This window comes from Glycomyces buryatensis (assembly GCF_004912275.1).
GTDB classification, from domain to species: Bacteria; Actinomycetota; Actinomycetes; order Mycobacteriales; family Micromonosporaceae; genus Glycomyces; species Glycomyces buryatensis.
Genome location: NZ_STGY01000054.1, coordinates 34,311 through 59,358, shown reverse-complemented (window position 1 = coordinate 59,358; position 25,048 = coordinate 34,311). Strand labels below are relative to the sequence as shown.

Below are 25,048 nucleotides of genomic sequence, written 5' to 3'. Positions count from 1 at the left end.
CGCTTCCACCACGGCCGCCTCCACACCCCCGGCTGGAGCGTGTCGAAGACCGGCCCCGGCCAGGCGCTGATCGTCCACCACCACGGCCACGAGGATGCTCCCGCCGACATGGGCGAATACGCCACCGGCAACGGGAGTGGCGGCACCGGATGCGGGCACGGATGCGAAGACCACCGCACCGATGCGGACCTTGACGAGGACTTCACCGGCGGCGTCGATGACGACTACCCCACCGGGCTCTACCCCGAAGAGCACACCGCCATCGCCAACCCCGACCTTAAGCACGACCTCGACGCCTACGCCATGGCCCAAACCGACCGGGCCATCAAGCGCGCCAAAGCCAAGACCCGAGAACGGTTCACCGACACGCAGACCCCAACCCCAGCCCCCCCACCCCCGGAGGTGTCCCCGGAGCCTCGGGTGCTGGTCGAGCCAGCGCGGTTACCCCGCCCCGCCGCCAGGCAGTGATGGCGGCGGGGGAAGCGGGCCCCATAGGCACCGCAGCCCGACTCCCAAGGGAAACCGGACGGGATCGGGCCCCTCCCCATGCCCACCAAGGAAACCCGCACCTCGCAGGCTAGGTCCGGCCCTCCCATCGCCGGCACGGACCCACCGATGACCCCGCCCAGGCAACGAACCACGGGGAGGGGCCCACCATTCGATCGCTGATTCGCCTGAGCCCCAACCACTCCGCACTCCGATCGCCAGCAAACCGCCGCCAGTCCGAGCAGGCCGCTCCTGTCGCTGATTCGCCTGAGGCCCAACCACAACGCACTCCATGGTCGGTCGGCCGTCGCCGGGGCCGGGCGAACGTCCGCCGTCGCTGATCGGTTGAAGCCGGACTTACTCCGGCCCGGCAGCCGGAATTCCCTCGATCCGGCCCCGGTACGGGTGCCGCCGCCCGGTGGCCTCCTCCCATCGCAGCAGATCGGCCTGCCCCACGGGAAGATCCGGCCGGAAGGCCCGCTCCGGGGGATCGGCCTCGATGCCGCGGTAGACCCCTACCCAGAGCCGCTCTACGGCGGACCTGAACTCCGCGAATGGGACGCTGTTGTCCCGGGAGCCGCCCAGGTAGTCCTCGATGTCGGCGGAGTCGGCGGTGATCCTGATATGGAGGCCCATATCGCTGCCCGTGTGCTCCAGCTCCGATCGTCCGTGCGAGATGCGCCCGATCTGGTCGAGCACGATGAGGCACCGGTACGTGTACCGCCCGAGGTCCCACAGGAACGTCCCAAGGCCCGGACCGCGGTGGTCGGCGATGCATTCGTTCAGCCGCTCGGAATACTCAGAATCCACGCGCCCCACCGTAAAGCCACGATGCAAAAGGGAAGACCCGGCCGACGCGAGGGAGGCTCGCTTCGGCCGGGCCTTGCTTTTACCTGCTGGGACAGGATTTTCGTGTCGAGCAGAAGTGCTGACTAACCCTTCACCGCTCCGCCGGTCAGGCCGGAGACGATGTAGCGCTGGAGGCTCATGAAGACCGTCACCGTCACCACCGAGGTGATGAGAGTGCCCGCGGCGAAGACGCCGAAGTAGCTGGCCGGCGAGTTGTCCGCCGTGAGGGTCTTCAGGCCCACCGCGAGGGTCATCTCCGGGCGGTCGGTCAGGAACAGGCTCGCCAGGATGAAGTCGTTCATGGTGCCCACGAACGCCAGGATTCCCGAGATCGCGATGATCGGTGCCGCAAGCGGCAAAATCATGCCGAAGAAGATCTGCGCGTGGCTGGCCCCGTCGATCGTGGCCGCCTCGTCCAGCTCCTTGGGGATCGTGTCGAAGAACCCCTTCATCAGCCAGGTCGAGACGCCGAGCGCCCCGCCCATGTAGACGAGCATCAGGCCGAGCTTCGAGTTGAGCCCCGCGACCGGGTAGTAGTCGCCGATGGTGCCGAAGATCAGGTACAGCGCGACCACGGCCAGGAACGCCGGGAACATCTGGATCAGCAGCAGGAACAGCAGCATCGGGCGCCGGCCGCGGAAACGGAAGCGGCTGAAGGCGTATGCCGCCAGCGACGAGATGAAGATCGAGATGAACGCCGCCGGAACCGCGATCACCAGCGAGTTCAGGAACCACCGGCCGAAGGGGATGTTGTCGTCGGTGAACAGCCGCTCGAACGAGTCCAGGCCGAAGCTCGTGGGGAGCAGGCCCGTGGTCGAGAGCGTCCCCTTCGGGTTGAACGCCGCCGAGACGACGTACAGGATCGGGACCAGGCCGAAGACGAGCACCGCGATCGCGACCAGGTGACGCCAGCCGAGCTCGCCCGCCCACTTCGCGAACGTGCGCCGCTTCGGGCGGACGGAGGTTGCAGCAGGCTTGGTCATGAGTACACGTCCTCCTGGTTGCGGGTGGTCCGGAACATGACCGCCGAGATGGTCGCGACGATGAGGAAGATGAACACGCTGATGGCGCTCGCGAAGCCGTAGTCCGATGTGGAGGACCCGAAGGCCTGCCTGAACGCGTACGTGATCAGCAGGTCGGTGCCGCCGACGGCGTCGCCGGCGCGGAACGGGGCGCCGCCCGAGAGCAGCTCGATCGCGTTGAAGTTGTTGAAGTTGAACGCGAACGACGAGATCAGGAGCGGCGTCAGGGCGATCAGCAGCAGCGGCAGCGTGATCTTGCGGAATGCCGTCACCCCGGTCGCCCCGTCGATCTTGGCCGCCTCCAGCGAATCCGAGGGCAGGGCCTGGAGCGCGCCGAGGCAGATCAGGAACATGTACGGCCAGCCCAGCCAGGTGTTGGCGATGAGGACCATGGCCTTGGCGGCCCAGTCGTTGCCGTACCAGTTGACGCTCAGCCCGAACAGGTCGTTGATGAGGCCGTAGTCGCGGTTGAACATCTGTGCCCACACCAGCAGCATCGCGAACGATGGCATGGCGTACGGCAGGATCATGAACGTCCGGTAGAACCGCGTGCCCCGCATGCCCGGTTTGTTGAGCGCCATGGCGGTGCCCAGGCCGATCGCGAAGGTGAACAGGACGCTTCCGGCGGCGAACGCGAGGTTCCAGGTGAAGATCCCCAGGAACGGGCCGCGAATGTCGGGGTCGGTCAGGATCGCGGTGTAGTTGTCGACGCCGATATTGACGCGCCAGCCGACCAGGGCGACCTCGCCGTCTTCGGTGACGAAGGTGCCGTTCTCGTTGTCGGCGGTCCAGACCAGGCCGGTGGCGGTGTCGGTGATGCAGTCGCAGCCCTCGTCGTACGACCGGGTCGAGGTGCCCTCGAAGGCGGACAGGCCCTGGACCTTGATGCCGGACTCCTCGCCCGTGGGCACGGCGAGGGTGGCCAGTTCGTCCTGCCGCTCGTTGAGCTCTTCGAGGCCCCAGACCGTGTAGCCGTCGGCCGCGGTGATGCGGCCGGTGGCGTCGATCTCGGCGTCGATCTCGGTCAGGCCCTCTGCATCGCCCGCCCAGGTCGACCCGTCGGCGGTGTCGGTGAGCAGCAGCGTCAGATCGCCCGCCGCCGAGTCGCCGACCGCCACGAGGTAGGTCTTGCCGCCGGGGGTCTGCTGGACGCCCGCGGCGATGATCGCCTCAGTCGCTGCGTCCTTGTCGACCCGGTGGCCGTCGCCGTAGTTGGAGAAGGAGGTGCCGATCGTCATGGCGACCGGCAGGATCTGGAACGCGATCAACAGCAGCGTCCCGGGAATCAGGTACTTCAGCGGAATATTGCGGCGCTGCACGTAGACGTAGAAGACGATGCCGCAGGCGGCGGCTTCCAGCGCCAGGCCCCACCAGGCCCCGGCGGCGATGAGCGGCAACGCCGCCCAGACGGCCAGGCCGGCCACCAGGGCGAGCACGGAGATCTTGATGATCAGGCCCGCGGCGGTGGCCGAGCCGGCCGTCCGGGAACGCTGTTCGAGCACGGGTAAAGTTCCTTCGCTCGTGGGGGGTACTAGGAGGCGGCGATCGCGTCGCGGATGGTGTCGGCGGCCGTCGTCGCGGCCTCGGCGCCGTCGGCGCCGTCGATGGCGTCGGCCTCCGCGCGGCCGAAGGGCTCCCAGACCGAGTCCATCGCCGAGATGTTCGGCATCGGCACGGCGTCCTCGCCGGCGGCGGCGAAGCCCTGCACGTCGGGGTTGTCGGCCGAGTAGGCCTCCGCGGCGGTGGTCAGCGCGGGCAGGCGGCCGCCGGCCTCGGCCAGCTGGAGCTGGAGGTCCTCGGTGAGCACGTAGTTGGTCACGAACTCCTGCGCGAACAGGGCGTTCTTTGCGGTCGCCGAGACGTAGAAGCCCTGGACGCCGAGGAACGGGGAGGCCGGGCCTTCGCCCTCGAAGCCGGGGATGGCGGTGACCTCGTAGTTCATCTCCGCGCCCTGGACGTCGGTGAGGGCCCAGGGACCGGAGATCATGAACGCGGTCTTGCCGTCCACGAAGAACGGGATCGTGTTCGAGGCGTCGAAGGTGGTCTTGAGGACGCCCTCCGCGCCGAGCTCGGCGAACTTCTCGAACGCCGCGATGCCGCCGGGGGAGTCCACGCCGACGTCGTTCGGGTCGAGGTTGCCGGCGCCGTCGTCCTTGAAGAGGTAGCCGCCCATCGAGGCGAACAGGGGGTAGGCGTTGTAGGCGTTGCCGTCGACGCTCACCTCCATGGTGAGGATCTCGTCGGTCCCCGCGTCCTTGCCCGCCTGGACGAGCTCTTCGAAGGTCGCCGGGGCATCGGGGGCCAGGTCGGTATTGCGGATCAGGCCGATGTTCTCCAGCGCGTAAGGCACGCCGTAGAGGTTGCCGTCCACGGTGAACGCCTTGACGGAGGCCTCGCCCAGCGTGGCCTGCTGGTCGGCGGTGAGGACGACCGGGCTGATCAGACCGGCGGAGGCGTACTGGCCGGACCAGTCGTGCGCGCCCACGACGATGTCGGGGCCCTGGCCCTGCTGGGCGGCGGTCAGGAAGTCTTCGCGCAGGGTCTCGACGTGCTCTTCCACGGTGACCTTGACGCCGACCTGGGCTTCGAAGTCGGCGACGAACTCCTTGAGCACGGGGGTGCGGGTCTCGTCGGCCCAGATCACCAGCTCGCCGGAGAACGACTGCTCTTCGGAGTCAGAGTCCGAGCCCGAGTCGTCGGAGCCGCAGGCGGCGAGAGAGCCGAGGGCGGCGGCGGAAACGGCGGCAGTTCCGAGGGTCCTTCTACGCATTGTTATTACCTCTCCTCATTGAGGGGGCCCGGCGAACCGGACCGGTGACCGGGGTCATGTCCTACGCCCCGACTCATGGAAGGTTAGCAAGATGTTTCAGAAACAGGAAACCCTTGCAATCAAACTGTTGCCAAATTTCAAGTAGGCTACGCTGTCATCATGCGGCTTCGACTCTCCGACATCGCCCGGCAGGCCGGGGTCAGCGAGGCGACGGTGTCCCGGGTGCTGAATGACAAGCCCGGGGTGGGTCTGACGACCCGACAGTCCGTCCTCACTGCCCTCGACGTGCTGGGATACGAACGGCCCCAGGCTCTTCGCAAACACGCCATAGGCCTGATCGGCCTCGTCGTCCCTGAACTGGAAAACCCCATCTTCCCGCTCTACGCGCAGACGATCTCGAACGTCCTGGCGGGCTCGGGCTACACCCCGGTGCTGTGCACGCAGACCCCCGGCGGGGTCTCGGAGGACGAGTTCGTCGAGATGCTGCGCGAACGGTCGGTGGCGGGGATCATCTTCGTCTCCGGCCTGCACGCCGACACGGCCGCCAGCACCGCGCGCTACCAGGAGCTGAAGGACAAGCGGCTGCCGATCGCCTTCATCACCGGACACCCCGAGGGCGTCGACGCGGCCTCGTTCTCCTGCGACGACGCGCTGGCGGCGCGCATGGCCGTCGAACACCTCGCGGGCCTCGGCCACGAGAAGATCGGCCTGGTCTCCGGGCCCGACCGGTACTGGCCGGTCCAGCGCAAGATCCGCGGCTACCGCGCCGCGATGCAGAACGTCGGCTCCGAGTTGATCGAGCTGACCCTGTTCGGCGAGCAGGGCGGTTACGCCGCCGCCTCGCGCCTCATCGACCGGGGCGCGACCGCCGCGGTCTGCGGCTCGGACCTCATGGCGCTGGGCGCGATCCAGGCCGCCGAGGAGCGCGGGCTGCACGTCCCCGGGGATTTTTCGGTGGTCGGCTACGACGACTCGCCTCTCATCGCACACACCAACCCCCCGCTCACGACCGTGCGGCAGCCGGTGCGAGACATCGCCACCGCCGCCAGCCGGGCGCTGCTCGACGAGATCGCCGGGCAAACCACTCCGTCGTCGGAATACCTGTTCCGGCCCGAACTCGTCGTACGCGGTTCCACCGGTGCGGCCAAGCGACTTGAGAAGGGAACTCATCGATGAGTCAACAATGGTGGCGTGACGCGGTCATCTACCAGGTCTATCCGCGCTCCTTCGCCGACGCGAACGGCGACGGCATGGGCGACCTGGAGGGCATCCGTTCGCGGATCCCGTACCTGTCGAAGCTCGGCGTCGACGCGATCTGGCTCTCGCCGTTTTACGCCTCGCCGCAGAACGACGCCGGCTACGACGTGTCCGACTACCGGGCGATCGACCCGCGCTTCGGCGACCTTGACGACTTCGACCGGATGCTGGCCGACGCACATGAGGCCGGGATCCGCCTCATCGTCGACCTGGTTCCCAACCATTCCTCGTCCGAGCACGTGTGGTTCAAGGCCGCCCTCGCATCGGCTCCCGGTTCACCGGAACGAGAGCGCTACCACTTCCGCGACGTGGACCCGGCCGCCCCGGACACCCCGCCGAACAACTGGCAGTCGGTCTTCGGCGGCGCGGCATGGACCAAGACCCCGGACGGCCGGCAGTGGTACCTGCACCTGTTCGACCCGAGCCAGCCGGACCTGAACTGGGACAACCCGGAGGTCCACGAGGAGTTCAAGTCGGTCCTGCGGTTCTGGCTGGACCGGGGCGTCGACGGCTTCCGCATCGACGTCGCGCACGGCATGGTCAAGGCCGAGGGCCTGCCCGACACCGGCGGCGACGGCTCGATCGAGATGATCGGCACGACCCAGGCCCCGTTCTTCGACCAGGACGGGGTCCACGACATCTACCGCACCTGGCGCCCCGTCATCGAGGAGTACGAGGGGGACCGAATCTTCGTGGCCGAGGCGTGGACCGACTCGGCCGAGCGGCGCGCGCTCTACCTGCGCCCCGACGAGCTCCACCAGGCCTTCAACTTCGATCTGGTGCTGGCCCCGTTCCAGTCCGCGGACTTCCGCAAGGCCATCGACTCCGAGGTCGCGAACAACGCCGGCGTCGGCGCGCCCTGCACCTGGGTGCTGTCCAACCACGACGTCCAGCGCCACGTGACCCGCTACGGCGGCGGCGTCCAGGGCCTGGCCCGCGCCAAGGCCGCGACGCAGCTGCTGCTGAGCCTGCCCGGCGTCGTGTACGTCTACCAGGGCGAGGAGCTGGGGCTGAACGAGGTCCTGGACCTGCCCGCCGAGGTCCGCGAGGACCCGACGTTCTTCCGCACCAATGGCGAGCAGATCGGCCGCGACGGCTGCCGCGTCCCGCTGCCGTGGGCGAAGGAGGGCCCGTCGCTTGGCTTCGGCTCGAACGGATCCTGGCTTCCGCAGCCGGGCGACTGGCCCGCCAAGTCGGTCGAGGCCGAGGACGGCGTCGGTGGTTCCACTCTGGAGTTCTACCGCCAGGCCATCGCGGTTCGCAAGGCCCACCGGGCGACCGGCCTCACCTGGCTCGAAGACCCGGGCGACAACGCCTTCGCCTTCGACAACGGCGCCCTGGTCAGCGTGGTCAACTTCTCCGACGCCCCGGTCCCCGTAACCGGCTACGGCACCGAAGTCCTCCTCGCCAGCGCCCCGCTGGTAGACGGCAACCTCCCCGCCGGCTCGACGGTCTGGTTCAAGAAGTAACCCCAGCGCGACAACAGAAAGCGGGGCGGCGGGCCGAAAGGCCCGCCGCCCCGCTTCCCGTATTTACCAGTGGCCCTTAAGTTTCGCGTCGACCTTGAAGGGCTCATCGAGACAGATGCGCCCGTATTCCTCGCTCACGAGCTGGTATTCGTTCCCCTCGAGGCGATAGAGGTGCAGCGCGGGCACGCCCTCGTCGGTCTCTGAGATGCGAAGGTAGTTGGGGATGCGGCCGATCGCGTAGATCGCGGGCTTGAGAAAGCGATCTCGCTCCTCCGATTCGGGGGATTCGACCTCGACCACCAGCTTGACGTCCTCGGGGCGGAACCACTTGGTGCTGCGGTTGTATTCAGGCTGATCGACGAGGATCAGCAGGTCCGGCTCGGGTCGATTCTTCCTGTTGATGCGGACCGTCATCTCCTGGCGGACGCGGAGGTCGCTCGGTGCCGCGCGGTCGAGGATGATCCGCAGCCGGTACATGATCTCATCGTGCCAGGTGCGTTGGGGGCTCATCATGAGTTGGAGCGCTCCGTATATGAGTTCGACGTGATCTGGGAGGTCGTACATGTCCAGATCGTCGGACTCCCAACCGGAGTCGCGGGGTGGGCGCGGCAGCAGGATGTCAGTCATAGGGTCTCCTTCGCTGGCTTTGCCGAAACCGAGGGACATATACGAGGATACCTAGAAAACGAACGAGCCCGGGCCGAGTAACGGTCCGGGCTCGTGCAGCGTTATGACTCGTGTTACTTGATCTTGGTGCCGGCGCTGCGGAGCTGCTCGCAGGCCTCGATGATGCGGTTGGCCATGCCCTGCTCGGCGAGCTTGCCGTAGGCGCGCGGGTCGTAGGCCTTCTTGTTGCCGACCTCGCCCTCGACCTTGAGCACGCCGTCGTAGTTCTTGAAGATGTGGTCGACGATCGGACGCGTGAAGGCGTACTGGGCGTCGGTGTCGATGTTCATCTTGATGACGCCGTGGTCGACCGCGTCGGAGATCTCCTGCGCGGTGGAGCCGGACCCGCCGTGGAAGACCAGGTCGAAGGGCTTGTCCTTGCCGATCTTGGCGCCGACCGCGTCCTGGATCTCCTTGAGGAGCTCGGGGCGCAGGTGGACGTTGCCCGGCTTGTAGACGCCGTGCACGTTGCCGAAGGTCAGGGCCGTCATGTAGCGGCCCTTCTCGCCGGAGCCGAGGGCCTCGACGGTGGCAAGGCCGTCCTCGACGGTGGTGTAGAGCTTGGCGTCGGAGGCGGCGGTGACGCCGTCCTCTTCGCCGCCGACGACACCGATCTCGATCTCGAGCACGATGTGGGCCTTGGCGGTGCGCTCCAGGAGCTCCTGGGCGATCTCCAGGTTCTCCTTCATCGGCACGGCCGAGCCGTCCCACATGTGGGACTGGAACAGCGGGTTCTCGCCGCGGGCGACGCGCTCTTCCGAGATGGCCAGCAGCGGGCGGACGAACTTGTCGAGGTTGTCCTTGGGGCAGTGGTCGGTGTGCAGCGCAACGTTGACCGGGTAGTTCTTGGCGATCTCGTGAGCGGCGGCGGCGAGGGCGACGGAGCCGGTCACCATGTTCTTCACGGTCGGTCCGGAGAGGTACTGGGCGCCCCCGGTCGAGATCTGGACGATGCCGTCGGACTCGGCCTCGGCGAACGCGGCCAGCGTGGCGTTGAGCGTCTGGGTCGAGGTGACGTTGATGGCCGGGTAGGCGAAGGAGCCTGCCTTCGCCCGGTCGAGCATCTCGTTGTAAACCTCGGGTGTTGCGATAGGCATGCTGCCTGCTCCTTTGAAGAGTCGTTGATTTCTCCCCGACCGGGGGCGGGACTCAGACGCCGCTGTCTGAATACTTCCTCGAAGTGTTGCGTCGATGTGAAGTATTGCCCACGAGAATGTGAAGCCATCACCAGGCTACCTGGTGGTTCATGTGCCGGGAGGGCTCGGTCGCGTCTAGCGTGGAAGACATGGACAATCTTCCCGAATGGGCCGGAGAACAGGACGAGATCTCGGAGTTCGACCGGGCGGACTCCGCCGATGACACCGCCGACGAGGACCCGGAGACCCTCCCCGAGGGCGAGGAGAAGATCGCGGAGTTGCCGGAAGAGGCCGACCCCGCCGACGTCGTGGAACAGACCCAAGAGGTCCTCGACGACGGCGAGGCCGAACGCAGGGATAACTAGTCAGTACGGCCCGGACGCCGTATTCAGGCGCCCTTGGCTTCGCCCAGCCACTGTGCTCAGGCCGTCTGGGCTTCGCCCAGTCGGTCAAGCACCCAAGCGAGGTTGAACGCCTCTTCCTCCCAGGCGTCGTAACGGCCCGAGCGGCCCCCGTGGCCGGCCTCCATCTCGGTCTTGAGCATCACGTCCGACTCGGGGCTGGCGTACCGCAGCTGCGCAATCCACTTGGCCGGCTCGTGGAAGCCGACGCGAGTGTCGTTGAGGCTGGTCACGGCCAGGATCGGCGGGTAGGGCACGTCCGCGATGTTCTCGTAGGGCGAGTACGTCTTCATGTACGCGTACACGTCCGGCGAATCCAGCGGGTTGCCCCACTCCTCCCACTCGCCGACGGTCAGCGGCATGGACGGGTCGAGGATCGTGTTCAACGCGTCCACGAACGGGACCTCGGCGAGCACGCCCGCGAAGCGATCGGGCGCGAGGTTCGCGATGGCCCCCATGAGCAGGCCGCCGGCGCTGCCGCCGCGGGCCACGATCCGGTCGGGCGCGGCCCAGCCGGACGAGACCAGGTGGTCGGCGCACGCCACGAAGTCGGTGAACGTGTTCATCTTGTGGAGCATCTTGCCGCTGTCGTACCAGGCGCGGCCCATCTCGCCGCCGCCGCGGATGTGGGCCACGGCGAACACGACGCCCCGGTCGAGCAGGCTCAGTCGCGCGATCGAGAAGTACGGGTCGACGGAGATCTCATAGGAGCCGTACCCGTACAGCAACGCCGGGTTCGTCCCGTCGGCCTTCGCGTCCTTGCGGGCCACGATCGAGATCGGGATGCGGGTCCCGTCCTCGGCGGTCGCCCACTCGCGATACTGCCGGTAGTCCGCCGGATCGAAGTCGCCCAGCACCGGCGTCTGCTTGCGCAGCAGCAGCTCACCGGTGGGCACGTCGTAGTCGAAGACGCTGCCCGGCGTGACCAGCGAGGTGTAGCTGAGCCGGATCTGGCGGGCGTCGAACTCCGGAGTGTCGCCGAGCCGGACGGTGTAGATCGGCTCGTCGAACTCGATCGCCTCCAGCTCGCCGTCGGACCTCAGCAGCGAGAGTTTGGTCAGCCCGCCCTCGCGCATCGAGACGACCGCGAAGTCCCGGAAGGCGTCCGCGCTGGTGATGCGGCGCTCGGGGTGGTGGGCGATGAGCTCGTGCCAGTCGCGGGTGTCGGCCACCGGCACCCAGCCGAGGGTGAAGTTCTCGGCGCCGCGGTTGTGCAGCACCAGGAAGCGGTCGCCCTGGTGGTCGATCTCGAACTCGACGCCCTCGACGCGGCCCTCGCCGAAGACCTGGAACTCCCCGGTCGGGTCGGCGGCGGAGAGGAAGCGGATCTCGGTGGTCAGCGTCGAGGCGGCATAGAGGACCAGGTACTCCTCGGAGCGGGTCAGGTCGATGCCGACGCGGAACTTCTGGTCGTCCTCCTGGTACACCAGGACGTCCTCGGACTGGCCGAGGCGGTGGCGCCAGACCTGGTGGGGACGCCAGGCGTCGTCCACCTTCGTATAGAAGTAGTGCTCGCCGTCGGCCGCCCACGTGCCGCCGTAGAAGGTGTCGACGACCTCGTCGCCGCGGACCTCGCCGGTGCGGAGGTCCTTGAAGCGCAAGGTGAAGCGCTCATCGCCGGAGAAGTTGACGGAGAAGGCCAGCAGGTTCCCGTCGGGGGAGACGGCGGCGGCGCCGATCGAGAAGAAGTCGTGGCCCTCGGCCAGGACATTGCCGTCGAGGATGACCTGCTCGCCGTCGACTTCGGTGCCCGGCTCGATCTCGGGGGGCGTGTCCCCCTCGACCGCGACGCGGCAGTACTGCGAGTACTGCTTGCCCTCCTCGGTGCGGCCGTAATACCACCAGCCGTGCTCGCGGGTGGGCACCGACAGGTCGGTCTCCTGGGTGCGGTCCTTGATCTCCCCGAAGATCGTCTTGCGCAGACCGGCCAGGTGCGCGGTCTGCGTTTCGGTATGGGCGTTCTCGGCCTCGAGGTAGTCGCGGACGGCGGGATCTTCGGAATCCTTGAGCCAGGCGTAGGCGTCGTTCACGGTGTCGCCGTGGTGGGTTCGCGGGTGTTCGCGGCGGGGGGCGACGGGTTTCGTGGTATGCGCATCTGACATGCCTCAACTGTAAGCGGCTTCGCCCCGCCGCGCCGGTCACCGCTCGCTGGACCCTATTTCACCATAAGTTACTCGTGAGTAATATCCGTGCGGGTTCAAAACCCTGAAATCCCCCATTTGAGGACGCACTGGCCTGTGAGGATGGTCCGCATGAGTGACAGCAGGGACGAGACGAAGGAGATGACCGCTTTGCCGGGCATCGGGGGCGCGCCGTCCGAGGGCGCCGCCGTGTCCGACAAGACCGCGATATTCGATCGCAGCGACGTCACCGGCGAGCCTTTCCTCGTCGCCCAAGGGCTCTCTGCCAAAGGACACCAGGGCGCGGTGTTCACCGGCATCGACGTGAGCGCCGAACTCGGCCAGCTCGTCGCCGTCTCGGGCGACGCCGGCGACGGGCGCTCGGCGCTCCTGCTGGCGCTGTCGGGCCGGTTCACGCTGTCCGGCGGGACGCTCAAGGTCGACGGCCGCACCGAACCCGGGCAGATCCGGCGCCGTTTCACCGTCGCCCTGGCCGGGCCCGCGATCGGCTTCGACGAGTACCACACCGTCGCGACCTGCATCAAGGAGACGATCACCGTCTCCAAGGGGGCCGCGACGCGCGCCAATATCGCCGCCTGGCTCGACCGGCTCGCCCTGCACCTGGACTCCGGCGACACCTTCGGATTCCTTCCGCGCATCGAACAGCTGCGCTTCGCGATCGCCTGCGCGGCCGCCGCCCGCACGCCCGCGATCGTCGTGGACGACATCGACACCGGGCTCAACGGCGCCGGCGGCGAGCTCGTCTTCGAGTCCCTGCGAACCGTCGCCGACGCCGGGCAGCTCGTCCTCGCCGCCTGCACCCGCCACGACCCGCCCGCCGACACCGTGGTCGACCTCAGAGGCAACCGACTCGAGAACGGAGGCCGGAAGTGAGCCCGTTCAAACTCGCCTGGTCAGAACTGCGCCGATTCCGCGGACACCCGATCCGCGTCGCCGCCCTCATCGCGATCATCCTCATCCCGCTCGTCTACGGCGGCCTCTATCTCTGGTTCGCCTGGGACCCTTACGGAAAGCTCGACCAGATGCCGGTCGCGGTCGTCAATGAGGACACCGGGGCGACCATCGCCCAGGACGGCGAGACCACCGACGTCAACGGCGGCCGGCAGCTGGTCGACCAGCTGGGGTCCGACCGCATCTTCGACTGGAAGTTCGTCGACGCCGGCACCGCCGCGCAGGGGCTCGAGGACGGCGACTACTACATGGTCATCACCGTCCCGCAGGACTTCTCGACCAACCTGGCCAGCCTCGCCGGTGACAGCCCCGAGCAGGCCACGGTCGAGTTCGACCTGAACGACGCCAACGGCTACGTCGCGGGCATCATGGCCTCGACCGCCGAGGCGGAGCTGCGCAACCAGATCAACACCGCCGTCTACGTCACCTTCGCCAAGACCATCTTCGGCGACCTGACCGAGCTGGGCGCGGGGCTGACGGAGGCGAGCGAGGGCGCGGGCACGCTCTCCGACGGCATCGGCAGCGCCGAGACCGGCGCCTCCGATCTCGAATCGGGCCTGACGGATCTCGAGTCCGGCGCCCAGGAGGTCGCCACCGGTGCCGGGCAGGTCTCCGACGGCGTCGACGAGGTCGTGAACGTCGCGCAGCCGGTGGTGGACGGGTTGTCCACGAACTGGAGCCAGATCCAGTCCGGTTCGGCGGCGGGCTCGAACCTCGTCAACGACGCGGCCACGGACCTCCAGTCGGTCTACGACGCGCTGTGCACGGGAGACGCGGCGAGCACGGACGCCTGCGCGACGCTCCAAGCGCATATCGATGAGGCCGGGCAGGTCAATACGGAAGTGCAGCAGGCGAACGGGGCGGTCCAGAGCACGACCGCCGCGTCGCTCGCGACGGCCTCCTCGGACCTGTCGGACCTGAAGACCGGCGCGGCCGACGTCGCGACCGGCGCGGGCCAGGTCGCCACCGGCGCCGCCGGCGCCGAGCTGGGCGCCTCCGACCTCCAGGATGGTCTGGGGGACTTGCAGGACGGCGCGGACAACCTCGCCTCGTCCCTGTCGAGCGCCGCCGCCGAGGTCCCGACCGAGAACCCGGCCGACGACGCGGAGAGCGCCGAGGCGTACGGCAGCCCGGTCCAAGTCAAGGAGACGAATCTGAACCCGGCCGAGACTTATGGGCGCGGCCTGGCGCCGTTCTTCATAGCGGTGGCGCTGTGGGTCTTCGGGCTCATCGCGTACCTGCTGCTGCGCCCGGCGAACCCGCGCGCGGTGGCGGGCCCGCTGCGTTCGCCGACGGTCGCGTTGGGCGGCTGGCTGCCCGGCGCGCTGCTGGGGCTGTTGTCGGCGCTGTTGCTGTACGTGGTGCTGGACATCGGTCTCGGGCTCGATCCGAAGTACGTGTTGGGGACGATCGGATTGTGCCTGTTGGTGATCCTGACGTTCTCGGCCATGACGCACCTGCTGAAGCTCGCGTTCGGGTCGGCCGGGAGCCTCTTGATCGTGGTGCTGCTGATGTTGCAGTTGACGAGCGCGGGCGGTCTGTATCCGGTGGAGACGACGCCGCAGTTCTTCCAGGCGCTCCATCAGGTGCTGCCGATGTCGTACGCGGTCGACGGCCTGCGGGTGACGCTGAGCGGCGGCTACTCGCCGCATCTGGTGCGGGCGGTGATCGTGCTCGTGGTGTATCTGGTGGTGTCGCTGGTACTGGCCACGGTCGTGGTGGCGATGCGCCGCAAGTGGAAGATGGACAGCCTGAACCTGCCACTGAAGCTCTAGGGGCGGAGGCGGTTTCGGCCCGGCCTGCCCGAGGGGGCAAGGCCGGGCCGAATTGGTTCACGTGACCGGGAGTCGGGCGTGGCCGTGTTCTTCGCGCCCGGCGCTAGTCGGCCGCCGCGTCCGTTCCGCCCGTGGTCATCCACTGCACGAGTTGCAGGACCACACCGTTCGGATCGGTCACCTGGAAGTAGCGCTCGCCCCACTCCTCGGTCTCGATCTCGGTCGTGATCTCCACGCCCTCGGCTTGCAGACGTTCGTATTCGGCGTCGATGTCATCGACCACGAACACCACGAGCAGGCCGTCCGCCGCTCCCGCGGCGCTCGCGGGCTTGAAGGTCGGCAGGCCCGTCTTCAAGAAGATGACATTGAAGCCCGCGTCCGGCCGCGACAGCGAGACGAAGCCCTCGGCGGCCATGTCTTCGTTGAAGCCGTAGTGGCGCCCCAGGAACTCGGCCGAGGCGGTCGGGTCGGCGACGTTGAGCGAAATGGCGGATGAGGTGATGTGCAAGTGCGTCTCCCTTTTCTCTGTACGTTGTACATTATAATCATAACACTGTACGACGTACAAATAAAATCGGCTAGGATCTTCCTGTGCCTTCCGCTACAGCCGAAACTCCGAAGCCGACCCTCCTCGAGCTGCTCTGGCGCGCCGCGCCCGACGGCGCCCGCGGTCCCCGCAAGGGCCTCACCGTCGACGCGGTGGTCGACGCCGCGATCGAGATCGCCGACGCCGAAGGCCTCGAGGCGGTCACCATGCGCCGCGTCGCCCAGTCCCTCGGGAAGGCGACCATGACGCTCTACACCTACGTCCCGGGGAAGACCGAGCTCATCGTCCTGATGCTCGATGCGCTATACGGCCGCATGGACTTCGAGGACACCGCCGGTCGGCCCTGGCGCGAGCGTCTGTCGGCCCTCGCCCGCGACGACTACCGGATGTACCGCGCCCACGCGTGGGCCGCCGCCGCGTCGCAGACCCGCCCGCCCCTGGGGCCCGGCCAGTCCACAAAGTACGAGCACGAGCTGCGCGCCCTCGACGGACTCGGGCTGAGCGACGTCGAGATGGACGACGCCCTCGCCTACCTGCTCGGCTTCGTGCGCACCGCCGCCGCGGACGCGGCCGGGGCCGACGCCGAGCGCGAGGCCAGCGCCATGAGCGACCAGGAGTGGTGGGAGGCCAACGGCCCCTTGCTCGCACGAGTGCTCGACACCGAGCGGTTCCCGACGGCGGTCCGGGTCGGCCAGGCGGCCGGCGAGGCCCACGGGTCCGCGTTCGACCCGGCCCACGCCTTCGAATTCGGCCTGGCCCGCACGCTCGACGGCTTGGCCGTGATCATCGAGCGTTAGTTCGGCCCGGCCGTGATCATCGAGCGCTGAGGGCTGTTATCGGTCAGCTCAACCGGTAGAGGGCCGCGGCGTGCGATTGGAGCTTCGTCCGCAGCGCAGAGCCGACCTCGACGTCCGCCCGGTTCCAGCAGTCCCGCACCTTGGTCGGCCCCGGGACTCCGAGATCGGCCCAGGTCAGGTCGAATTCCGAGGCTTCACTGCCCCGGTTGAAGATCGCCACCCAGGTGCCGTCGGCCGTTGCCCAGGCGGTGCGCTTCCCGTCCCTCCAGACCTCCTTGGAGGAGGCCTGGCCGCGCTGGGCCGCGAGCACTTCCGGGTTGGTCAGCAATTCGATCGTTTCAGTGCTCGACGCGGGCAGGTCGGCGCCCACCATCAGCGGGGACCGCGCGATGCTCCACAGGGTCAGCATGGTCCGCTGCTCATCCGGCGTCAGCAGGGTCTCGCGCGGTTCGCCGACCTCGGCGCGGACCCCGGTGCGCCCCAACGGCAGCATGTCCGCGTCCGGCCAGTGCCCCGGGCCCGCGTGCGGGGCCCAGTCGCGCAGGAGCTCGAACTGCGTGTCGATGTCGCGCCAGCGGTCCCACAGGTCCGCCGAGATCCGCCACAGGTGCGAGTGCGCCTTCAGATGGTCGGCGTGGCCCAGCGAGAGGTTCATGCCCGGCGACAGGCTCAGCACGATGTCCCGGCCTGAGCGCTGCACCGCGCCCCAGAACGCCTCGACCTCGTCCTCGTAATAGGGCGCGATCATGTCGTCGGCCTTGATGTAGTCCACGCCCCAGTCGGCGAACTGCCGCACCAGCGCGTCGTAGTAGGCCTGGCCGCCCGGGTGCGAGTGGTCGATGCCCCAGTTGTCGTCGATCCACGACGAGGTCCGCTCGCGGTCGGGGATCTGCGCCGCCGAGTACTCGCTGCCCTGGATCGGGCAGTCGGCCGCCACGGCCTGGCGCGGCACGCCCCGCAGGACGTGGACGCCGAACTTCAGGCCCAACGCGTGCACGTAGTCGGCCAGCGGCTTGAAGCCCGCTCCGCCTGCGGCCGAAGGGAACCGGTTCGGTGCCGGCTGCGGCAGACCGTACTGGTCCAGGGTCAGCTTCGAGCCGGTGTTGTAGCCACCGGATTTGGCGCCCGGGTCGTACCACTGGACGTCGACCACGACGTACTCCCAGCCGTACTCGGCCATGTGCTCGGCCATGAACTCGGCGTTCGCCCGGGTCTCGGCCTCAGTGACCGTGGTGCCGAACACGTCCCATGAGTTCCAGCCCATCGGGGGCACAGCGGCGAGTCGGGACACGGGATCCTCCTCGGGGGTCGGGTGCCATGTACGGTACCCGCGCCGTCTGAGGCCGCTCTGCGCCGGTTTGGAATCGCTCCATGCCTGGATGTGCGCTGGCCGCTTGTGCAGGAGCATCGCCCGGGCTTGTCGGGCGTCACGTTCGCGCCAATGCCGCATTGATGGGCGGGCCCACGGTGCTGTAAAGTGTCCGATGCGTGTTCATGTGGATTCACGTGTGCACGGCCAGGTAGCTCAGTTGGTACGAGCGTCCGCCTGAAAAGCGGAAGGTCGCCGGTTCGACCCCGGCCCTGGCCACAGAGAAAAGACCCTCCTTCCAGCATCAATGCTGGAAGGAGGGTCTTCTTCATGTCGGATGGAATCCGGTTCTCAGCGGACGTATGGCGGACGGGTTTTCAGTTGGCCGTCGGACCATCTGTCAGGGTGTCTTCAGATCGTTCGAGCTGAAGGTCTCGGAGCGAGCGTCGTGGAAGACACGCCGAATGGTGCATTCGGCAAGCAGGTTCTCATCGGAGCGGGTGAACAGCTGTCCGTCTGGGCCGGGTTTGAAGTCCGGTTCTTTCTGGTAGTCGAGCAGGATCGCGGCGAGTTGGGGTGGGCATGGAGCTGTCCGGATGAACTCGCGGTCGCGCTGTTTGAGCCCGCGGTCGCTGCGTACTTCGCCGGTGTTGGTCCACTCGCGGCCGACGTGTGAGGCGGACTTGTGCAGGTGCAACCAGCCCCATCCCCCTTCCTTTGAGATGTCGAGGTCCTTCACGTGCAGTGCGATTGCCTCCTCACTTGATTGGCCTCGAGAAGCCCTTCTCTGACCGCGAATTCGCACAACGCGCCAAGGATGCAGTGAGACCGTGTGCCCGCTTCGCCGCCGTGCGCATTTGGAGTTGTGCCGCAACGCAACGGATATGGTCCACATATTGCGCCGGAGGATATGCCGGTTCACAGTGTCGTCGTGGTGGTGGTCAGACAGAGGTATCGCTTGTGGGCGTGGCGAACCAGTCGGCCTCGACCGAGTACAGCTTGGTTCGGATTGAGGCCGGCTCTGCCGCTTCGCGCTCGCTCTCGCTTGCCGCCGCCTTCCCGTCGCATCCTCACGTGCGTGCACCGGGGAGTTCCGTTCAGAGCGTGAGCGCCGACGGATTGCGGGCGCTCAGGGCCCGTGGAGCAACAGGCCACGACCCGACCGTGACGCGCTACGGCGCACATTGCGTTCTGCGGCACGATGCCGAGCCGACGAGAATGCTCCCGTGGATTCGCAGCGGCGGATTTCCATCATCATGGCAGATCGGAGAATACCGCTGCAATCGAAAGTCGTAACTCCGATCAAGCGCGGTCCCGCATTAACACGCAAGTCGAGAATGTACTGGTTCATGATATTGCGTTCGGGGATTCCTGCCGCCATCCTGCCGGTGTCCCGCCTTGGAAATCACGCCTACCGCAGTCAAAATGGACTTGGCAAAGGCAAATGACGGCATCGCCGACAACCTCGGTACGCGTCAGTTGCATCAGGAGACATCAGGCATCACCCCACTAATTCGACATCCGCGTGAACGATTCCCCCGAATACGTTCGGCCACCCACAGATCCCCAAGTGAGGCTGCCGCACTCGCGCCCGTCGAATTCACCCGACGCCATATCGATCACTTCTCGAATTCCTCAAGACTCTGTCGAGAGTGTCCTGTACCCGCGAACCACAGGAGAGCACATCCATGCGAAATCGACTATTCACGCCCGCAGCGCTGGCGATGACGATCGGAATGCTGGCGGCGATTCCGGCCGCGCCCGCGTTCGCCCAACCGGCCCCCGACTACGAGACGAACCTCCCCGCCAACTTCCAGACCGAAGCCGAAGCCCTCGCTGAGGACCTCACCTTGACGGCGGAGGCGAACGGCTGGACCTACCAGGAAGCACGCGCGCAGTACGAAGCGGCCGAGGCGATCGGTAAGGTCGCCGAACAGGTCGCGGCCGAACACTCGGAGGTCTTCGTCGGGTCGGCCCTGTCGGCCGAACCCGGCGGCGCTCCCACCCTGTACATCAAGGGCGCGGCCGACCGGGAGATCACGAGCCTCGCCACCGCGTCCGAGGTGTCGATCGACATCGTCGACAAGCAGCCCTACTCGTTCGACGAACTGGGCCGGCGCAACGAGAACCTCATCGGCGAACTCGCGGACATGGGATACGGGAATCTCATCACCTCGGTCGACATCACGCGCGGCGTCATCGAAGCCGACGTCCAGAACACCTCCGCTGCAACGTACGGCACCGCCTCGGTCGAGTCCCAGCTGTCGTCGGAGTTCTCCGAAGGCGTCGAACTGCGGTTCGTCGACCAGCTCACCAGCGGGGCCGAACACGGCTTCGGCGGAGCCCGCGTCTACGGAGACTCGGTGTGCACCAGCGGATGGACCGTCCGGCACGACAACGGTGGAAGCGGAGTCACGACCGCCGGTCACTGCAACGGCATCGCCAGGATTCGCGAAGACGGAGTCGCTATCCACGACATGACGTTCAGGAGCCAGAGGCAGAGCGGAGGGGTCGATCTCGAATGGCACTCGGTCGACGGCCACAGCGAGCCGGCCAGGTTCTATTCCAGCGCGGGCAACCTGCGTGCCACCCGCTCGACCGAAGCCCTCGGCGCGATCTCGGTGGGCGAGACGATCTGCGTCTACGGCCGGAGCACCAACCGGCGGATCTGCTCCGCAGAGGTGGCGAGCACGTGGACATCCTGCGTCATCGACGGCGTCCTCCTCACCGGGCAGATCCGCATGAACGCGCACGTGACCACCGGCGGGGATTCCGGCGGCGGCTGGTCGCACGGGAACCGGGCCTACGGGTCGCACGTCGGACACTGCAACAACGACAGCATCTTCATGCCCGTCGCCTACTTCTCCTACGTGGGGCTTTCCGTGAAGACGCAGTGATGCGGCGCAGACGGCCGGGCCGGTATCCGGAATCGGGCCTGGAACTGGAGTTCCAGTCTCGATTCGCACGGACACCGGCCCGGCCGGAGCGCTCGCAATGCGGTGCCGGAAGTTCGACCGGGCAGTGGACCCCGACGTTCGGAGTGCTCCGGTCCGGTCAGGGACCGCAGTCGGCGCAGCGCCCGAAGCCGTCGGTGGTGTTCTTAGCGCGGCCGAGCCGGTGTCGCCGGGGCCGTCCAATGTCTTTTCGATGCCTCCGCATCTGCATGAAACTTCCAACTACCGTAGGGCGCTACCTGAGGCGACGACGATGCTGAACCAAGTCGCCGAGCAGCACACGCACCTTCCACAACCCCCACGAACAGGACGGGACTCTGGCCTTATCCGAGAGCGAGGCGGAGTATCGCAGTGCCGTCGGTCATGCCCGCCAACTGGACTGAGAGCACGCCCGCCGCGGGTTCGGGGGGTTCAGGAGTTGCTTCCAGGTCCGCTGGGCAGTCCATGGATCCGCCGCCGGCGGAGAAGTGCAAGGTGCAGCGGCCTTTGAGCTCGCTATCGCCACCGCCTCCGGGCAGGGTGACTTGCAAGGCGAGCCCGTCGTCGAGGATGTCAATGACGGCGAGTGTGCCCGGCCCGGTAGAGCCGTCGAACTCGATGTCCGTCGGCTCGGATATGGCCACCTCGCAGTTGCCGTCGGCGCAGGCGGTGTAGTCGGTGCCGTCAGCGGGGTCGAGCGGTGCGGGATCACTCGCGGACTCCGAGATCGCCGGCTCGGAAGTTGCCGGTGTGGAGGCGGTCTCGGTTGCGGGAGACTCGTCTGGGGAGGAAGCGGAGTCGGTCCCGCAGCCGGACAGGAGGAGCGCCGCTGTCAGTGAGAAAGTCGCCAGGGCTGGACCGCTGAGACGTAGGGTCTGCATCATGGGCCGATGCTAGGAGGCGAAACGCGGGACCCCTCCCGTCTGCGGCCGTAGGTCGGGCTTAGCGGGGCCCCCGCGGAAGGGCATGGTCGTCATCGGGGTTGCGCCTGGTAGTGACCATTGTTCAGTAAGGGGGCGCTTGGCTCCGGTGTCGAGGCCGATGCTGCGCTCGTCGAAGGCGAGGCTTCCGCTTCGTCTTCGGTCTCAGCGCAGCCTGTTGCGGCGACGCCCGACAGCACAGCCAGCGCCGCACCGACGACTCGAGTTCGATATCGCATCGCGACTCCCTCTCCTTGTCGGCCTCTCGTTGTGATACTCCCGCAGCTGCTTCGGGACCCCTCCCGGCATTGGGACTGCGTACCCTGCACGAAGGCGCCGTGCCCGCTTTGCTGCGCCTTCGCAATGCTGGAAGGCGGGGTTTCTTTTCGTCCGGCGACGACTGCACGTCAGCGGGAACTACGGGGACTCGATGTCCTAGATGCTGGTGTCACCGCGGTCGCGGTCCATTTCCTTGCCGGTGCCGGAGAAGTCGCCCTCGCCCTCGGAGAGGTACAGCCGTGGCGAGCCGGGAGTGCCAGAAGCCAGGTACATCGGAACTTTGGCCTTGCTCCCCATCCAGAAGAACGCCGCGATCATCGGAGCGAAGCCGAGCAGGTGGAGGGCGAAGGCCCACCCGACCTCCATCACCGGGTACAGGGCGAAGCCCCCGAACAACCACAGGGCGAGGAGCAGGCCGGGAATCCAGCCGCGCCGGTGCAGCGACAGCCCGCCCAGGACGGCGCCCGCGACGATCACGCCGACGACGGAGAGGACACCGATCGCCAGACCGAGAACCATCACCCCCGCGACGATCCACGAGGCCGTGGAGCCGAACTCCTCCAGTTCCAGGGCCTCGGCCACCATGAGACCGCCGCCCGCCAGCACGAAGGCCGCGGCAACGCCGCCGCACAGGATCCCGACGAGCCGCCCCTCCCACTTCTTGATGAACGCTGACGAATACCTGTAGCCCATCGCTGCTCCTCACGCCGCCGTCGGTAGAACGGTGTTCCGCTGGTCCGCCACGTCCACCTTGCATCCAGCATGGCACCTTTGCGAGGCGGGGAACCGGCGGGAAAGCGGCGGGAGTTTCCGCAGCGGACCCTCGCCGGGGCCCGATCGCATAGACCTCCGGTCCTCAGTCGGAGACGGCTTGACGGCGGAGTCGCGGTGTCTCCGCAGCCGCAAGGGCGACAGGTGCATCGCGGGCGGCGAGCACCCCCGATCGCCACAGCACCGCCGTCGTCAAGGCCGCCGGTGCGGCCAGGCCGAACACCGGCACCAAGCCCGGCACCAGGTAGTAGACGCACAGCAGGACGCCGACGCCCACGCCCGCCAGCGCCGCCGTGGCGGGGCGCGCGACCGTCAGGATCAGCGCTCGGCGCAGCAGCGCCCGGGCGCCCTCGTCGAAGTGCGATTGCAGCGGCCAGGCGAGTGCGGTGAGCAGCCCGAGCCAGACGCCGGCGACGGTGAGGCCCCCGGCCATCACCGGTCCGAGCGCGCCGAGGTCGAGGCGCTCCACGACCTGCCGGTCCAGCACGAGGATCGCCCAGCAGCACGCGAGCGCCGCGCCGAGCCGGTTGGCGGCGCCGAATTCCCGACGCCACAGCTCGCCGAACCTGGCGCGCAGCCCGGTCAGCGCCGGAGGCTCCTCCGGGTGCCTGGCCGCGTGCCGGGCGTCATCGCGCAGCACCCCGTACAGGGCGGCCGTCGCCGGGAAGGTCCCGAGCAGGATGCCGCCGCGCAGCGTCCAGGCCAGCCACAGCAGGTGCAGGCACAGCAGTCGCAGACCGAGCCGGCCCATCCGCTGGTACCAGTCCAGGAAGGTGGTCCTCATCCCTTCACCGCCCCGATCATCACGCCCTTCTCGAAATAGCGTTGCAGGAAGGGATAGAGCACGATCACCGGCAGTGTGGAGACGACGATGACGCCGTACTTGATCTGGTCGGCGTACTGCTGGGCGTAGCTGGCCCCGGCGCCGCCCGCGCCGCCCGCTCCCCCGGAGAAGGCCTGGTTGGAGATGAGGATGTCGCGCAGCACGATCTGCAGCGGTTGAATGCTGTAGTCGCGGACGAACACCAGGCCGGTGAAGAAGTCGTTCCAGTGCTGCACCAGGTAGTACAGCCCGATCACCGAGAGGATGGGCATGGACAGCGGCAGCGCGATCTTGATGAAGAACTGGAAGTAGTTCGCGCCGTCGATGGAGGCGGCCTCGTGCAGTTCCTGCGGGAGCGAATGCTCGAAGAACGCACGGGCGATGATCAGGTTGAACACGTTCACCGCCGAGGGCAGTACGAACACCAGCCAGTTGTCCAGCAGGTTCAAATCCCGCAGCAGCAGGTACATCGGGATGAGTCCGCCGTTGAAGAACATGGTGAACGCGAAGAAGAACATCAGCACCCTGCGAGGGCGGAATTCCCGGCGCGAGAGGGCGAAGGCGGCGGGCATGGTCACCAGCAGGTTCAGTGCGGTGCCGACGATCGCGTAGAGGAGCGTGTTCCGGTACCCGTTCCAGATTCGCTCGTCGGCGAAGATCTGCTCGTAGCCGAACCAGGAGAGGTCGCGCGGCACGAGCCAGACTCGTCCGGTGGCCACCATGGTGGGGTCTGAGATCGAGGCGATGACGACGAAGTAGATCGGGTACAGCGTCACGAACAGCACCAGGACGCAGGCGAGCCCCAGGACGATCTTGAACGCGATGTCGCCGGGTGTGTGGCGGCGCAGGGCCGTGATGGGTCTGGTCATCGTGCTCACCACAGACTCGTGTTGGAGACGCGCTTGGCGATCTGGTTGGTGATCACCAGGAAGGTGAAGCTGATCAGGGTGTTGAACAGCCCGATCGCGGTGGCGTAACTGAACTGGCTCGAGAGGATGCCGATCTTGTAGACGTAGGTCGCGATCACTTCGGAGACTTCCAGGTTGAGGGGGTTCTGCATGAGGAAGATCTTCTCGAACCCGGTGTTCAGCACGTTCCCCATGTTCAGGATCAGCAGCACGATCATCGTGGGGATCAGTGCGGGGACGTCGACGTGCCGGATGATGCTGAGCCGGCCCGCGCCGTCGATCCGTGCGGCCTCGTACAGCTGCGTGTCCACGCTCGCCAATGCGGCCAGGTAGATGATGCTGTTCCATCCGGCGTGCTGCCACACCTCGGAGATCACATAGACGGGTACGAACGCGCTCGCGCTGCCGAGGAAGTTGGCCCCTTCGACCCCGAACAGGCCCACGAAGCGGGTGATCAGGCCCGAACTCGGGGAGAGGAACACCTGCAGCATGCCCACGATCACCACGATCGAGATGAAGTGCGGCAGGTAGGTCGCGGTCTGCAGGAACTTCTTCCTGCGCCGTCCGAGCACCTGGTTGACCATGAGCGCGAGCACGATCGGCGCGATGAAGCCGACCACGAGCGTGCTCACGCTGATCACCACGGTATTGCGGATCAGGGTCCAGAACTGCGGGCTCTCGAAGAACTGCCGGAAGTACTTCAGTCCGACCCAGTCGCCGCCGGTGATGCCGGCGGTGAAGTCGAACTCGCGGAATGCCAGCTGCAGGCCGTACATCGGCACGTAGGCGAACACCGCGACGAACGCGATCGCGGGGGCGGCCATCACCCACAGCTGCC

At 67.3% G+C, this 25,048-nt stretch carries 24 protein-coding genes and 1 tRNA gene; 10 read left to right on the top strand and 15 right to left on the bottom strand.

Going from position 1 to position 25,048, the window contains the following annotated elements; genetic code table 11:
• Nucleotides 1-468: hypothetical protein (locus tag FAB82_RS27140; RefSeq protein ID WP_168801589.1), on the top strand; the 468-nt coding region annotated here is incomplete at its 5' end.
• Nucleotides 469-843: 375 nt separating this feature from the next.
• Here FAB82_RS27140 and FAB82_RS13735 read toward each other — a convergent pair.
• The 4 genes from FAB82_RS13735 to FAB82_RS13720 form a co-directional block, all read right to left on the bottom strand.
• Nucleotides 844-1,296: a hypothetical protein gene (locus tag FAB82_RS13735; RefSeq protein ID WP_136535104.1), complete on the bottom strand. Its 453-nt coding sequence runs from the start codon at nt 1,294-1,296 to the stop codon at nt 844-846.
• 122 nt (nt 1,297-1,418) lie between these two features.
• Nucleotides 1,419-2,318, bottom strand: a complete 900-nt coding sequence (locus FAB82_RS13730) for a sugar ABC transporter permease (protein WP_136535103.1) — start codon at nt 2,316-2,318, stop codon at nt 1,419-1,421.
• Nucleotides 2,315-3,859 carry an ABC transporter permease subunit gene (locus FAB82_RS13725; RefSeq protein ID WP_136535102.1) on the bottom strand — a complete coding sequence of 515 codons (1,545 nt, stop codon included), beginning with the start codon at nt 3,857-3,859 and terminating at the stop codon, nt 2,315-2,317. The genes FAB82_RS13730 and FAB82_RS13725 overlap by 4 nt, the downstream gene beginning before the upstream one ends.
• 29 nt (nt 3,860-3,888) lie before the next feature.
• Complete coding sequence (locus FAB82_RS13720) at nt 3,889-5,127, bottom strand: sugar ABC transporter substrate-binding protein (protein ID WP_136535101.1); 1,239 nt, start codon at nt 5,125-5,127, stop codon at nt 3,889-3,891.
• 159 nt (nt 5,128-5,286) lie between these two features.
• Between FAB82_RS13720 and FAB82_RS13715 the strand changes: the two genes are divergently transcribed.
• On the top strand, nt 5,287-6,303 hold the full coding sequence (locus tag FAB82_RS13715; RefSeq protein WP_136535100.1) for a LacI family DNA-binding transcriptional regulator: 1,017 nt from the start codon (nt 5,287-5,289) through the stop codon (nt 6,301-6,303).
• The gene (locus tag FAB82_RS13710) at nt 6,300-7,853 is read left to right on the top strand and encodes a glycoside hydrolase family 13 protein (RefSeq protein ID WP_136535099.1); all 1,554 of its coding nucleotides are present in this window, start codon (nt 6,300-6,302) and stop codon (nt 7,851-7,853) included. Before FAB82_RS13715 ends, FAB82_RS13710 begins: the two co-directional genes overlap by 4 nt.
• Before the next feature lie 63 nt (nt 7,854-7,916).
• Here FAB82_RS13710 and FAB82_RS13705 read toward each other — a convergent pair whose 3' ends face one another.
• Nucleotides 7,917-8,480: a Uma2 family endonuclease gene (locus tag FAB82_RS13705; protein ID WP_168801588.1), complete on the bottom strand. Its 564-nt coding sequence runs from the start codon at nt 8,478-8,480 to the stop codon at nt 7,917-7,919.
• Nucleotides 8,481-8,593: 113 nt separating this feature from the next.
• A complete protein-coding gene (fbaA, locus tag FAB82_RS13700; protein ID WP_136535097.1) occupies nt 8,594-9,616 on the bottom strand; it encodes a class II fructose-bisphosphate aldolase in 1,023 nt (340 codons plus the stop codon).
• Nucleotides 9,617-9,804: 188 nt separating this feature from the next.
• On the opposite strand from fbaA, the gene FAB82_RS13695 reads away from it, so the two are divergent.
• On the top strand, nt 9,805-10,020 hold the full coding sequence (locus FAB82_RS13695) for a hypothetical protein (protein ID WP_136535096.1): 216 nt from the start codon (nt 9,805-9,807) through the stop codon (nt 10,018-10,020).
• 56 nt (nt 10,021-10,076) lie between these two features.
• On the opposite strand, the gene FAB82_RS13690 is transcribed toward FAB82_RS13695, so the two are convergent.
• Nucleotides 10,077-12,158, bottom strand: coding sequence for a S9 family peptidase (locus tag FAB82_RS13690; RefSeq protein WP_136535095.1), 2,082 nt, complete (start codon nt 12,156-12,158; stop codon nt 10,077-10,079).
• 150 nt (nt 12,159-12,308) lie between these two features.
• Between FAB82_RS13690 and FAB82_RS13685 the strand changes: the two genes are divergently transcribed.
• Together FAB82_RS13685 and FAB82_RS13680 are read left to right on the top strand one after the other, a co-directional pair.
• Nucleotides 12,309-13,070 carry a P-loop NTPase family protein gene (locus FAB82_RS13685; RefSeq protein WP_136535094.1) on the top strand — a complete coding sequence of 254 codons (762 nt, stop codon included), beginning with the start codon at nt 12,309-12,311 and terminating at the stop codon, nt 13,068-13,070.
• Nucleotides 13,067-14,923, top strand: coding sequence for a YhgE/Pip family protein (locus FAB82_RS13680; RefSeq protein WP_136535093.1), 1,857 nt, complete (start codon nt 13,067-13,069; stop codon nt 14,921-14,923). The genes FAB82_RS13685 and FAB82_RS13680 overlap by 4 nt, the downstream gene beginning before the upstream one ends.
• Nucleotides 14,924-15,026: 103 nt before the next feature.
• On the opposite strand, the gene FAB82_RS13675 is transcribed toward FAB82_RS13680, so the two are convergent.
• Nucleotides 15,027-15,431, bottom strand: a complete 405-nt coding sequence (locus tag FAB82_RS13675; RefSeq protein WP_136535092.1) for a VOC family protein — start codon at nt 15,429-15,431, stop codon at nt 15,027-15,029.
• An 83-nt stretch (nt 15,432-15,514) separates the two neighbouring features.
• Between FAB82_RS13675 and FAB82_RS13670 the strand changes: the two genes are divergently transcribed.
• Entirely contained in the window at nt 15,515-16,267 is a 753-nt protein-coding gene (locus FAB82_RS13670) for a TetR/AcrR family transcriptional regulator (RefSeq protein ID WP_136535091.1), read from the top strand.
• 43 nt (nt 16,268-16,310) lie between these two features.
• Here FAB82_RS13670 and FAB82_RS13665 read toward each other — a convergent pair whose 3' ends face one another.
• Entirely contained in the window at nt 16,311-17,558 is a 1,248-nt protein-coding gene (locus FAB82_RS13665) for a glycoside hydrolase family 27 protein (protein WP_211116589.1), read from the bottom strand.
• 223 nt (nt 17,559-17,781) lie between these two features.
• On the opposite strand from FAB82_RS13665, the gene FAB82_RS13660 reads away from it, so the two are divergent.
• Nucleotides 17,782-17,855: transfer RNA gene (locus FAB82_RS13660), tRNA-Phe, on the top strand.
• A gap of 121 nt (nt 17,856-17,976) precedes the next feature.
• Here FAB82_RS13660 and FAB82_RS13655 read toward each other — a convergent pair.
• Nucleotides 17,977-18,315 (bottom strand): hypothetical protein, encoded by a 339-nt coding sequence (locus tag FAB82_RS13655; protein ID WP_136535090.1) that lies wholly within the window; start codon nt 18,313-18,315, stop codon nt 17,977-17,979.
• Between the two features lie 487 nt (nt 18,316-18,802).
• On the opposite strand from FAB82_RS13655, the gene FAB82_RS13650 reads away from it, so the two are divergent.
• Together FAB82_RS13650 and FAB82_RS13645 are read left to right on the top strand one after the other, a co-directional pair.
• Nucleotides 18,803-19,024, top strand: a complete 222-nt coding sequence (locus FAB82_RS13650; RefSeq protein ID WP_136535089.1) for a hypothetical protein — start codon at nt 18,803-18,805, stop codon at nt 19,022-19,024.
• A gap of 240 nt (nt 19,025-19,264) precedes the next feature.
• On the top strand, nt 19,265-20,473 hold the full coding sequence (locus FAB82_RS13645) for a chymotrypsin family serine protease (protein ID WP_136535088.1): 1,209 nt from the start codon (nt 19,265-19,267) through the stop codon (nt 20,471-20,473).
• A 380-nt stretch (nt 20,474-20,853) separates the two neighbouring features.
• On the opposite strand, the gene FAB82_RS13640 is transcribed toward FAB82_RS13645, so the two are convergent.
• The 5 genes from FAB82_RS13640 to FAB82_RS13620 all read right to left on the bottom strand — a co-directional run.
• Complete coding sequence (locus tag FAB82_RS13640; RefSeq protein WP_136535087.1) at nt 20,854-21,393, bottom strand: hypothetical protein; 540 nt, start codon at nt 21,391-21,393, stop codon at nt 20,854-20,856.
• A 471-nt stretch (nt 21,394-21,864) separates the two neighbouring features.
• Entirely contained in the window at nt 21,865-22,401 is a 537-nt protein-coding gene (locus FAB82_RS13635) for a hypothetical protein (protein WP_136535086.1), read from the bottom strand.
• Between the two features lie 163 nt (nt 22,402-22,564).
• Nucleotides 22,565-23,263 carry a YesL family protein gene (locus tag FAB82_RS13630; protein ID WP_136535085.1) on the bottom strand — a complete coding sequence of 233 codons (699 nt, stop codon included), beginning with the start codon at nt 23,261-23,263 and terminating at the stop codon, nt 22,565-22,567.
• On the bottom strand, nt 23,260-24,171 hold the full coding sequence (locus FAB82_RS13625) for a carbohydrate ABC transporter permease (protein ID WP_136535084.1): 912 nt from the start codon (nt 24,169-24,171) through the stop codon (nt 23,260-23,262). Before FAB82_RS13625 ends, FAB82_RS13630 begins: the two co-directional genes overlap by 4 nt.
• Before the next feature lie 5 nt (nt 24,172-24,176).
• On the bottom strand, nt 24,177-25,048 hold an 872-nt coding region (locus FAB82_RS13620), incomplete at its 5' end, for an ABC transporter permease (RefSeq protein ID WP_136535154.1).